Here is a 10,888-nt window from a genome sequence, read left to right on the forward strand (position 1 = left end):
CAGCCTGGGCGGCAAGGGCGGCAACGGCGGCGATGGCGGAGATGTGAGGGTTGAGGTTTCCGGATCGATCGAAGCCTTCGGCGCCCGCGCGCATGGCGTCGTGGCGCAGTCGGTGGGCGGCGGCGGCGGTGTCGGCGGCGACGCAAAAGGTAAAACCTCGAACGCGCTCGGCATCGGCGGCCTTGGCGGCAATGGCGGCGATGGCGGCGACGTGACCGTGATCCGCACCGGCACCATCACCACGCATGGTGTCGATGCGGTCGCCATCATCGCTCAGTCGGTCGGCGGCGGCGGCGGCATCGGCGGCGCCGGCTTCGGGCGCTTCGGCGCCACGGCGGATGGCGGCAGCGGCATCGACAACAACACCATCGGCTTCAACACATTTGCGGGTGCCAAGGGCAATGGCGGCACGGTGACCATCCAGCAGGACGGCGAGATCGTCACCGATGGCGAGCGGGCGCACGGCATCGTGGCCCAGGCGGTGGGCGGCGGCGGCGGCCTGGCCGGCACGCTCTCCGCCGGCGCTGCCGGTTCCGGCGGTGGCATCGGCGATGCCGCGGCGGCGACGGCGACGGCCATGAGCCAGGTCTGGGTCAAGGGTGCGAGCTCGTATGCCATGTTCGGACAGAGCGCGACCGGCATCGGCGACGCGCACGCGGTTACGCTGACCGCGGGCGACAGCCTGTTCGCGCAGGGTGCTGGTTCCGTGGCCGCCTACGGCGAAAGCACAGCCAACGGCGCGAAAGGCAACATCACCATCAATCTCAACGGTCATTACACGATTGGCGGTGCCGGAACCGGCGTTGCCGCCATGCTCGTCGGCGGCGCCAACAACGCGCTGACCAACCACAGCCTGCTCTACGCAATGGGAGCGACGCCGACATTCGAGATCCAGGCAGCGGATATCCAGGCATTCCAGACCTTCCTGTTGGCGCCCGGTCCCGTCGTGCCGACCAATGCGATCCTGGAATCGCTGCTCGACGATTTCAGTCCGCTGGCCATTACCGGCACGTCGGGTGATGACCATGTCGACAATTCGCGGCTGGGCGACACGCTGGGACGCGTCATCGGCAACATCGATCTCGGCGGCGGCGACAACAGCTTCCACAATTTTGCCGATGCCTCGATGGTCGGACTGAAAACCATCGATCTCGGCGGCGGGCTGTTCACCAATGACGGGCTCTATACCAACCAGGGCATCGGCGTGGTGGCGAAGGTGGATGTCGGCGGCGGCTTCAAACAAAACCTCTCCGGCGATTTCGTCACCGATGTGGATCTCAACAACCAGATCACGGATGCCCTGGCACTAACGGCGGCCGGTGACTTCAACGGCGAAGCGCCGCTGAATTTCCTGTCGATCGATAAGCTGTTCACAGAATATGTGGTCGCCAATGGCTCGGGGATGACCGACTCCGGCATAGCAGCGAAGACCTTGCATCCGGCAGTGGGCTTCAACTTCCAGTTCCGGGTGGATGGCGGCACCGATCTCGTTCTTTACGCCGACAACCCGACATTCCTGGAACTGGCGCAGGATCCGGGGTCCGGCACCACCGATCCCGGCGTGTTCCAGATGGCGCAGTACCTTGACGATGTCGAGGCAGCATCGACCCCGGACAACCCGATGGCCAGGCTGATCAACATGCTGCGCTTCCTGCCCAATGAAGAGGAACTGGGTGCAGCATTGACCCGGCTCACACCGCATTATGCCGTGCATACGTTCAACATGATCAACCGCGAAGCCGACATGATGCTGGAAGCGGCGCGTGAGTGTACTGGCGTGCCTGCCTACAAGAATCCCGACGGCCGCTGCGTCTGGGCAACGATCAGCCCGCAGGCCGAGTACAGCCGCGACGCGGGCGCTGGCACTACAAGCCGCGACGACGTCCTGAAGACGATGTCGCTTGGCGGCATTGGCGAGATCGGCCAGAACTGGTCGCTTGGTGCCACGATCGGCCGCACAGAGTTCGATTCCAAGATCGGCTTCAATGGAGACCTGCTGTCGGAGACCACCGGTGAGGCCTGGCAGGCCTATGCGCTGGCCAAATATACCAACAAGAATTACTTCGTGGACTTTGCACTCGGTGGCGGCACGGGCTCGTTCAAGGGCGAACGCGACACCCATATCGACCCGGCATTCTACATTCCGGGCGAAACGTTGGCGGGTGATTATCTCGACGAGGTAATGCTGCCTGGCATCGGCAGCAGCGTCACCTACACACAGAAGACCGCGATGTTCGGCGGCTCGGCGCGGTTGGGTTTCACCCGGGAGATGGGCGCCTTCTATCTGCAGCCGACAGTGCAGTTCGACGCGCGCTGGCTGCGTGTCTCAGGCACGGAGGAGGGTTCGGTCGCCGCCTTCAACTTCGATGGCTCGGCCAACACCTACTATTCTGCAACCCCTGCAATCGAGATCGGCACCGACATCGCGCTCAGCGACATTGCCAGCCTTCGCGTCTACGGCAAGGCCGGGGCGGAGTTTTCCAACAAGGAGTGGGAAATCGAAGGTCGCTTCGCGGCGGCGGAGAATCTGCCTGGCAACCCCGCATTGCACTTGACGGAGGCCGTCGATTCGCCGCTCTATCGGGTCGGCGCCGGCCTTGAACTGAATGGCGTCAATGGCGTCGGCATGTCCGTCAGATATAATGGCGCCTTCGGCGAAACGGTTAAACAGAACGCGATCAGCGCGTCTCTCAAGGTCAGCTTCTAGCTGGCCCGAGGCGGAGCCGGGCGGGAGGGGTCTTGATGAGGAAGTTCGCGTATTTCGTGGCGATGCTGGGTGTTGCCTGCACCGTCGGTGTGCCGGCCGCGGCGGCGCAAACCAAGAGCGACAAGGCGGTCGCGGCACCGGCTGCCGCCGATGCGCCGCAGTTGCCCGGTGGCGCGTCGGCACTGTCCGAAACCCACGGCGACTGGACGGTCAATTGCCAGATATCAGGCGCGACCAAAACCTGCAGCCTGTCGCATCAGCAATTCAACAAGCAAAACAATCAGCGCCTGCTGGCGATCGAGCTGTCGAGCAAGACCGGCGAGGATGCCACGGGAACGCTTGCGCTGCCGTTCGGCCTGGCGCTGGCCAAGGGGGTGAGCCTGACCATCGACGATCAGAAGCTGGACGGCAGCCTGGCGTTCAACACCTGCCAGGTCGTCGGCTGTCTGGTGCCGGTGATGTTCGATGCGACTGTCACGCCGCTGCTGAAATCAGGCACCACGCTGAAGATCGACGCTTTCGCGGCAGACACCGGACAAGCGGTGAGCTTTTCCATTCCGCTCAACGGCTTCGCCGGCGCACTTGCCCGAACCGCGGAGCTTTTGACCAATTGATGTGAGCCGCAGGACTTAAAGCGCGCGCCGCCTGAACGCAGTCTCGCGGCAGGGCGGTGCGTCACTGCAGCAGAACATTTTTCAGTCAAACGACGATTGTTTTAAGCCGTTCGGCGATCAGGGCGGCAAGCCGAGCCGCCACTTCGTCCTTGCTCATCTCCGGCCATTCCTCGACACCGGCCTTTGACACGATCCGCACCCGGTTGCGATCGCCGCCCATCACGCCCGAAGAGCCGACGCCGCTTCCCTGCGACACGTCGTTGGCAACGATGAGATCGGCGCCTTTCTTCTTGAGCTTGGCCTCGGCGTTGCGCAGGAGATCCTGTGTCTCGGCGGCGAAGCCGATAACCAGGCCGGGTCGCTGGCTGTGATGGCCGACGCCGGCGAGAATGTCGGGATTCTCGACCATGCGCAGCACCGGCGGCCCTTCGCCCGCGACCTTCTTGATCTTCTCACCGGCCGAGTTCTCGGTGCGCCAGTCGGCCACGGCGGCGACGAACACCGCCGCATCTGCGGGCAAGAGCCGTTCCACCGCGTCGCGCATCTCCTGCGCACGCTCGACGTGAATGGTCTTCACTCCGGGGGGATCGGCGATGCCGACAGGGCCGGAGACGAGGCGCACATCGGCGCCGAGCCTGGCCAGTGCTGCCGCGATGGCATGGCCCTGCTTGCCGGACGAGCGGTTGGCGATGTAGCGCACCGGGTCGATCGGCTCATGGGTCGGGCCGGAGGTGACGATGATCTTGCGCGCCGACAGCGGCCTGGGGCCGACATCGAGCAGCGCCTCGACCGCAGCAACGATCTCCAGCGGCTCGGCCATGCGGCCTTCGCCCGCCTCATTGCTTTCGGCCATCTCGCCCCTGGCCGGACCGACGAAGGTGACGCCGTCCTTCTGCAGCGTCGCGCGGTTGCGGCGGGTGGCCGGATGCGCCCACATTCTGGGGTTCATGGCCGGCGCCATCAGCACCGGCTTGTCGGTGGCGACAAGCACGGTGGAGGCCAGATCGTTGGCGTGGCCGTTTGCGAGCTTCGCCATCAGGTCGGCGGTGGCGGGCGCCACCACCAGCAGATCGGCCTCGCGCGACAGCCTGATATGGCCGACATCGTGTTCGTCATTGCGGTCGAACAGCTCGGTGAAAACATGGTCGGCGGAGAGCGCGCCGACCGACAGCGTGGTGACGAATTCCTGCGCGGCCGATGTCATGACCACCCGAACCGCGGCCCCGCGCTCGCGCAGCCGGCGGATCAGATCCAGCGCTTTGTAGGCGGCGATGCCGCCGCCGATGATGAGCAGGATGCGCTTGCCGGAGAGGCTCATGCACCCTCCCAAGGATTGACTATGCTGATACCGCAATCGGAAAAGTCAGCAACGTTTCTAGTCACCACCGCAAAGCCCCGCGAGCGAGCAACCGAGGCGATCTGTGCGTCAAATTCGCGTATAGGACGTCCCAGAAATCGTCTGTTCGAAACAATCTCCGCGTATGCTTCGGCTTCGCGGTCACCGAACGCGAGCACTGGGGTCTTGAGCCATTTGGTGAAAAAGGCCCCGATGACACTACCCAGTGCAGCCTTACGCGTTCCGTCCGGCATGTTCGCAAGCCCAACGAGCAGCTCTGCCTTGGTCATCGCCGTGACATATGAGCGGGTCGCGAGCGAGCTATCCATCCAGGTAGCCACCCCTGCATCCGGCCGTGGTTTGAAGGTTTCCGAGATAACATTCGTATCCAGCACGAACATGGTTAGTCAAATTTCAGTGGCTCGCGCGTAGGGCCGCGCTCCGGCAACTCGACATCGAAACCGCCATGGGGCTCAACCAGCCTACGAATCGCGGCATAGAGTGACTCTCCCCGAGGGTCTTGGTCCACACCGTCCGAAAGAACACTCTTGGCAAGAACGCTACGCGCTTCCTCTTCCATTGAGACTCCCCTCACGGCAGCTCGCTCACGCAGTTTCTGCTTCACGTTGGTGTCGAGATTGCGGATGGTAAGTGTGCTCATGTTTTTGCTCCTTACCTCAACCTAGTCCATGAAAGCGTTGCTTTCAATGATAGCAATGCCGGCACTGCTGTCACCGAGAACTCAGATCATCTTCCAGGCGATATAGACCAGCGTCACGGCAATCACCCAGAGTGCCCAGCGGCCGGAACGGCTGTAGCGCGCCTCGGCCTTGCCGATGGCGTGGGCGGTGGTCTCGTCGAAGCGCAGGCCGTGCTCGGCCATCAGGTCGATCTCGCGCGACAGCCGGTCAGTGCGCGCCGCAAGCTCGGGCACCTGGCGGGCCAGCGTCAGCAGCGCCTTGGCGCCATCGCGCGCATCCATCATCATGCCACGCGGCCCAAGATTGCCTGATATCCAGTCGCCGACCACCGGCTCGGCAGTCTTCCACATGTTGAAGGCCGGGTCGAGCGTGCGCGCCACGCCCTCCACCACCACCATGGTCTTCTGCAGCAGGATCAGTTCGGGCCGCGTCGCCATGTCGAAGAGCTCGGTAACCTCGAACAGCAGCGTCAGAAGCTTGGCCATCGAGATGGTCTCGGCCGGCTGGCCATGGATCGGCTCGCCGATCGCCCGGATCGCCTGCGCGAAGGCCGCGACATTGTGCTGGCGCGGCACATAGCCGGCCTCGAAATGGACCTCAGCGACGCGCAGATAGTCGCGCGTGATGAAGCCGTAGAGGATTTCGGCGAGGAAGCGGCGCTCCTTCTTGCCGAGCCGGCCGGCAATGCCGAGATCGACGGCAACGATGGTGCCGTTCGCCTCGACGAACAAATTGCCCGGATGCATGTCGGCGTGGAAAAATCCGTCGCGCAGCGTGTGGCGCAGGAACGACTGGATCAGGTTTGTGGCGATGGTTTTCAGATCGTGGCCCGCCGCGACCAGTCCGGCAATGTCGTTCATCTTGACGCCGTCGACCCACTCCATGGTCAACACGTCGCGGCCGGTACGCTCCCAGTCGACGGACGGCACGCGAAAGCCGGGGTCGTGCCTGGTGCTTTCACCGAGCTCCGAGAGGGCCGCCGCCTCGAGGCGAAGATCCATCTCGATCTTGGTGGTCTGAGCCAGCGTCTGGGTGACCTCGACCGGCCGCAGCCGGCGGGACGAGGGGATGTATTTCTCCTGCAGGCGAGCGGCAAGGAAATAGCTTTCAAGATCCTGGAAGAAGCGGCGGCGCACGCCGGGCCGGATCACCTTGACCGCCACCTTGGTGGCAACGCCGTCATGCATGGCATCGGCGGCATGGACCTGGGCGATGGAGGCGGCGGCGACCGGATCGCCGAATTGAGCGTAGAGATCGCCGACTTTGCGCCCGAGCGAGGCTTCGATGGCCGCTATGGCTTCGGCCTTCGGAAAGGTGTGCATCTTGTCCTGCAACATGGCGAGATCGAGCGCCATGTCGTTGCCGACGACGTCGGGCCGCGTCGCCAGGAACTGGCCGAGCTTTACATAGGAGGGGCCGAGCCGGACGACCGCCTTGGCCAGCCGGTCGCTGCGCTCATAGGCCAGCGCGCGGCGGCGCGTGAACAGCCGTGCCATCCGCCAGCCGAACTTCGGCAGGCCGGACAGTTCCTCACCCGGCAGAGCGGCGACGACACCCTCGCGGACCAGCACCCAGCCGGCCCTTACGAGCCGGAATCCTGCACTGACATTGCTCATGGCAGCGCCAACCCTGCCGGCTCTTTGAACCGGCATAGCACGCGTCGATTGTGAGAAATGCGGTCCGGCCTCAAAGCTTCCAGCCCGAATGAAGTGCTGCAATACCGCCGGAATAGTTGCGGAAGGAAACGCGGTGGAAGCCGGCGCGGGAAATCATCGTCGCGAAATTCTGCTGGTTGGGAAACCTGGCGATCGATTCGACCAGATAGGAATAGGGCTCGCCGTCGCCGGTGACCATCTTGCCGATCTTTGGAATGGCGTTGAACGACCAGGCTTCATAGGCCTTGTCGAGCAGCGGCATCTCGACCTCGGAAAATTCCAGGCACAGGAAGCGCCCACCGGGCTTCAGCACGCGAAACGCTTCGCCCAAGGCCACCTCGATGCGCGGTACGTTGCGGATGCCGAAAGCGATGGTATAGGCATCGAATGTGGCATCAGGGAAGGGCAGTTCCTCGGCATTGGCCTCGACGAAATCGGTGTTGCCGGACAGGCCCTTCTTTTCGGCCCGGTCGCGGCCGACAGCCAGCATCGAGCCATTGATGTCGAGCACGGTGGCATGGGCATTGCCGTGGCTGGCATCGACGATGCGAAAGGCAATGTCGCCGGTGCCTCCGGCAACGTCGAGCACCTTCCAGCCCGCCCGTTTAGGCGGATTGAGCCAGGTGACCATGGCGTCCTTCCACAGCCGGTGCAGGCCGGCCGACATCAGATCGTTCATCAGGTCGTAGCGGTTGGCGACCTTGTGGAAAACATCGTTGACCAGGGACTGCTTGTCGCCAGCCCCTACACGCTTGAAACCATAGGAGGTTTCCATGCCGCCCGCGGCCGTGGTTCTCTCAACTGACATTTTTTTGATCCGTCATAAAACCGGCGGGACCATAGCCGATCGATGGTGCGGGCGCTATTGTTTAAGGCGCGGTGTTCAGCCGCGCTTCCAGGTGGCGGGTTTTCGAGACCTGGACGGACCGACGGGATGATTGAATGCCTTTGAAAGCGGAACTGCACTGCCACATCGAAGGGGCAGCGGCGCCCGAACTCGTCATCCGCCAGGCGCAGAAATACGGCAAGGACACCTCGCCCTATATCCAGAACGGTTCCTTCGTCTGGCACGATTTCACCTCCTTCCTGGCGGCTTATGATTTTTCCGCCGATCTGTTCCGGACCGAGGAGGACTATGCGCGGCTGGCCGACCACTATCTGACCAGCCTTGCCCGCGACGGCGCCATCTATTCCGAGGTGTTCACCTCGCCGGACCACGCTAAAAAAGCCGGCCTGTCGCCCAAGGCCTATACCGACGCGCTCGGCGAAGGCATGGCCCGCGCCAAGGCCAAGACCGGCATCGAGGGCCGCATGATCGTCACCGGCGTGCGCCATGTCGGCGTCGAGTCGATCGAGCAGGCGGCGCGCTTCGCGGCGCGCTGCGGGCATCCGCTGGTCACCGGTTTCGGCGTTGCCGGCGATGAGCGGATCGGTGATATGGAGGACTATGTCAGGGCTTTCGAGATCGCTCGCGAAGCCGGGCTCGGCATCACCATCCATGCCGGCGAACTGACGGGCTGGGAGACCGTCCAGGCGGCGCTGGATCACATCCGCCCGTCCCGCATCGGCCATGGCGTGCGCGCCATCGAGAACCCGGACCTCGTCCGGCGCATCGCCGACGAGGGTATCGTGCTGGAATGCTGCCCCGGTTCCAACATCGCGCTCAAGGTGTTCGACAGTTTCGCCGATCATCCGTTTCCGGCCCTGCAGGCGGCAGGCTGCAAGGTGACGCTCAATTCCGACGATCCGCCCTATTTCTGGACCTCGCTCAAGCGTGAATACGATATCGCTGCCGAGCATTTCTCGATGAACGACAAGGCGCTGACCGCCGTCACCAGAACGGCCATCGAGGCCGCTTTCGTCGATAGAAAGACAAAGACGGCACTTCTTGCCCGGTTGAACAGCGCGGCACGCTGATTTCCGCCGACAAAGCTGTGGTCGGTGCGGGCCAAGCGGTTCCTTGGCCGGCGCATTGCCGCTAGGGTTCGCCCAGGCAGCTTGAAGCGCGGCGCGTCCGAAAGGGCGATGCGCGCATTTTCGGGCGCAGGCATCAGGAGAACACCATGCAGGGCGTCACCGTCGTCGACCACCCGCTTGTCCAGCACAAGCTGACCATCATGCGCAAGAAGGAAACCTCGACGGCGGGCTTCCGCCGGCTGCTGCGCGAAATCTCGCTGCTGCTCGGCTACGAGGTCACCCGCAATCTCGAACTGACGACGACGACCATCGAAACGCCGATGGAAACGATGGAAGCGCCGACGCTCGAGGGCAAGAAACTGGTCTTTGCCTCGGTGCTGCGCGCCGGCAACGGCTTGCTGGAAGGCCTGCTCGACCTGGTGCCGGCGGCGCGCGTCGCCCATGTCGGTCTCTACCGCGATCACGAAACGCTGGAGGCGGTCGAATATTTCTTCAAGGCGCCGAGCGACCTCGCCGACCGGCTGGTGATCGTCGTCGATCCGATGCTGGCCACCGCCAATTCGGCGATCGCGGCGATCGACAAGCTGAAAGAGCGCGGCGCCACCAACATCCGTTTCCTTTGCCTGCTGGCGGCGCCCGAAGGCATCGAGCGCTTCATCAAGGCGCATCCGGACGTTCCCGTCTTCACCGCTTCGATCGACCGCCAGCTCAACGAGAAGGGCTACATCATGCCCGGCCTCGGCGACGCCGGCGACCGCATGTACGGGACCAAGTAATATCAGACCAAGTCGCCTGGTACGATTTACCAAATATTTACGAAAAGGCGCGGTTTTGGCGCGCGTTAAAGCGGCAAACACCATCCGGGCTTAACGATCGGCTGTCACTACAGCGCCGCGCGTCCGTTTCGGACGCGCAAAGGACGCTGTAGCACTTTGATTTTGTGCATGAGCCTTTCCGAAAATCGTTCCCGATTTTCGGGGTCATGCGGCGAGGCCGATCCATGCTGCGCAAACTTCTGATCCTCGCCGTTTTCGCCGGTACATCGGCATCGATACCGATTGTGTATCAGTCGAATCCGCAACTCGTCGAAAACCTGCTGAGGTCGGCGGTGCCGGGCAAACAAGCGGTCGAAGCCCAGCCGAACGTCAATCTGGCATCGGTGCCCAACAAGCCCGCGGCACCGCTGCCGATGGGCCGCAAGGTCCTCGTCGCGGCAGACGAACGCGGGCATTTCTCGTCACCCTTCAAGCTCAACGGACGTCAGGTCGACGGCATGATCGACACCGGCGCTACATTGGTCGCCATCAACATTTCGACGGCACGCAGGATCGGCCTGTCGCTGAACGCTTCCGACTTCAACCGCGAGGTCAACACCGCCAACGGCACCATCAAGGCGGCTGTGGCCATGATCGACCGCCTGCAGATCGGCAGCATCACCGTCAATGACGTCCAGACCATCGTGCTCGACGACAGGGCGCTGCGCACCAATCTGATCGGCATGAGCTTCCTCAACCGGCTCGACAAATACCAGGTCGAGAACGGCACGCTGCTGCTCGTCCAGTAAGGCTATTCGTTTTCCCAAATTCCCAAGGGAAAGCGCTATGCGCTTTTTCCCAGGGAGAACCGTTTCACACTTTTCCTGGAATTGCTCTAGCCGCGCGGCAGAATCCGCCGGATGACCGACTTGTCGGCGGGCGGCTTCGAGGCACCGACCATATAGGCCGAAAGCACGGTTGCCGCGGCGGCCTCGGCATCGGCCGATGAGCGGGCATGGATCAGCGCCAGCGGCTCGCCGATCCCAACCTCCGCACCGACCGGCAATAGTCTGGTGATGCCGACCGCAGGGTCGATCTGGTCGTCCGGCCGCGTGCGTCCACCTCCCAGGCCGACCACTGCGAGCCCGATATCGCGGGTGGCGATGCCGGTGACGAAGCCATTTGCGGTCGCCTTGACGGCAA

At 63.4% G+C, this 10,888-nt stretch carries 10 protein-coding genes and 1 pseudogene; 5 read left to right on the plus strand and 6 right to left on the minus strand.

Annotated features, from left to right (window positions below; genetic code table 11):
• Together EN994_RS05525 and EN994_RS05530 are read left to right on the plus strand one after the other, a co-directional pair.
• Positions 1–2,707 (plus strand): autotransporter outer membrane beta-barrel domain-containing protein (locus EN994_RS05525; RefSeq protein WP_164745818.1); only part of this gene is annotated, 2,707 nt, incomplete at its 5' end.
• A gap of 35 nt (positions 2,708–2,742) precedes the next feature.
• Complete coding sequence (locus tag EN994_RS05530) at positions 2,743–3,321, plus strand: invasion associated locus B family protein (RefSeq protein ID WP_063168994.1); 579 nt, start codon at positions 2,743–2,745, stop codon at positions 3,319–3,321.
• Between the two features lie 85 nt (positions 3,322–3,406).
• Here the strand turns inward: EN994_RS05530 and coaBC are convergent, their stop codons facing one another.
• From coaBC to ubiE, 5 genes are all read right to left on the minus strand, one after another.
• Positions 3,407–4,639: a bifunctional phosphopantothenoylcysteine decarboxylase/phosphopantothenate--cysteine ligase CoaBC gene (gene coaBC, locus EN994_RS05535; protein ID WP_063168993.1), complete on the minus strand. Its 1,233-nt coding sequence runs from the start codon at positions 4,637–4,639 to the stop codon at positions 3,407–3,409.
• Positions 4,636–5,058 (minus strand): type II toxin-antitoxin system VapC family toxin, encoded by a 423-nt coding sequence (locus EN994_RS05540; RefSeq protein WP_024502801.1) that lies wholly within the window; start codon positions 5,056–5,058, stop codon positions 4,636–4,638. Before EN994_RS05540 ends, coaBC begins: the two co-directional genes overlap by 4 nt.
• Before the next feature lie 2 nt (positions 5,059–5,060).
• On the minus strand, positions 5,061–5,318 hold the full coding sequence (locus tag EN994_RS05545) for a plasmid stability protein (protein WP_013529622.1): 258 nt from the start codon (positions 5,316–5,318) through the stop codon (positions 5,061–5,063).
• An 81-nt stretch (positions 5,319–5,399) separates the two neighbouring features.
• A complete protein-coding gene (gene ubiB / locus EN994_RS05550; RefSeq protein ID WP_063168992.1) occupies positions 5,400–6,974 on the minus strand; it encodes a 2-polyprenylphenol 6-hydroxylase in 1,575 nt (524 codons plus the stop codon).
• Positions 6,975–7,044: 70 nt separating this feature from the next.
• On the minus strand, positions 7,045–7,821 hold the full coding sequence (ubiE, locus tag EN994_RS05555) for a bifunctional demethylmenaquinone methyltransferase/2-methoxy-6-polyprenyl-1,4-benzoquinol methylase UbiE (RefSeq protein ID WP_063168991.1): 777 nt from the start codon (positions 7,819–7,821) through the stop codon (positions 7,045–7,047).
• Positions 7,822–7,955: 134 nt separating this feature from the next.
• Between ubiE and EN994_RS05560 the strand changes: the two genes are divergently transcribed.
• The 3 genes from EN994_RS05560 (at position 7,956) to EN994_RS05575 (ending at position 10,494) form a co-directional block, all read left to right on the plus strand.
• Positions 7,956–8,930: an adenosine deaminase gene (locus EN994_RS05560; RefSeq protein WP_063168990.1), complete on the plus strand. Its 975-nt coding sequence runs from the start codon at positions 7,956–7,958 to the stop codon at positions 8,928–8,930.
• Between the two features lie 146 nt (positions 8,931–9,076).
• Complete coding sequence (upp, locus tag EN994_RS05565; RefSeq protein ID WP_013529626.1) at positions 9,077–9,706, plus strand: uracil phosphoribosyltransferase; 630 nt, start codon at positions 9,077–9,079, stop codon at positions 9,704–9,706.
• Between the two features lie 224 nt (positions 9,707–9,930).
• A complete protein-coding gene (locus EN994_RS05575; RefSeq protein WP_024502797.1) occupies positions 9,931–10,494 on the plus strand; it encodes a TIGR02281 family clan AA aspartic protease in 564 nt (187 codons plus the stop codon).
• A gap of 86 nt (positions 10,495–10,580) precedes the next feature.
• Here EN994_RS05575 and EN994_RS05580 read toward each other — a convergent pair.
• Positions 10,581–10,888, minus strand: a pseudogene (locus EN994_RS05580) (thymidine phosphorylase); the annotation flags it as partial.

Source organism: Mesorhizobium sp. M7A.F.Ca.CA.002.09.1.1 (assembly GCF_003998555.1).
Taxonomy (GTDB): Bacteria; Pseudomonadota; Alphaproteobacteria; order Rhizobiales; family Rhizobiaceae; genus Mesorhizobium; species Mesorhizobium ciceri.

Coding starts and splice junctions, on each gene's coding strand:
- EN994_RS05530 (WP_063168994.1), top strand. CDS start 2,743: ATGAGGAAGTTCGCGTATTTCGTGGCGATGCTGGGTGTTGCCTGCACC.
- coaBC (WP_063168993.1), bottom strand. CDS start 4,639: ATGAGCCTCTCCGGCAAGCGCATCCTGCTCATCATCGGCGGCGGCATC.
- EN994_RS05540 (WP_024502801.1), bottom strand. CDS start 5,058: ATGTTCGTGCTGGATACGAATGTTATCTCGGAAACCTTCAAACCACGG.
- EN994_RS05545 (WP_013529622.1), bottom strand. CDS start 5,318: ATGAGCACACTTACCATCCGCAATCTCGACACCAACGTGAAGCAGAAA.
- ubiB (WP_063168992.1), bottom strand. CDS start 6,974: ATGAGCAATGTCAGTGCAGGATTCCGGCTCGTAAGGGCCGGCTGGGTG.
- ubiE (WP_063168991.1), bottom strand. CDS start 7,821: ATGTCAGTTGAGAGAACCACGGCCGCGGGCGGCATGGAAACCTCCTAT.
- EN994_RS05560 (WP_063168990.1), top strand. CDS start 7,956: ATGCCTTTGAAAGCGGAACTGCACTGCCACATCGAAGGGGCAGCGGCG.
- upp (WP_013529626.1), top strand. CDS start 9,077: ATGCAGGGCGTCACCGTCGTCGACCACCCGCTTGTCCAGCACAAGCTG.
- EN994_RS05575 (WP_024502797.1), top strand. CDS start 9,931: ATGCTGCGCAAACTTCTGATCCTCGCCGTTTTCGCCGGTACATCGGCA.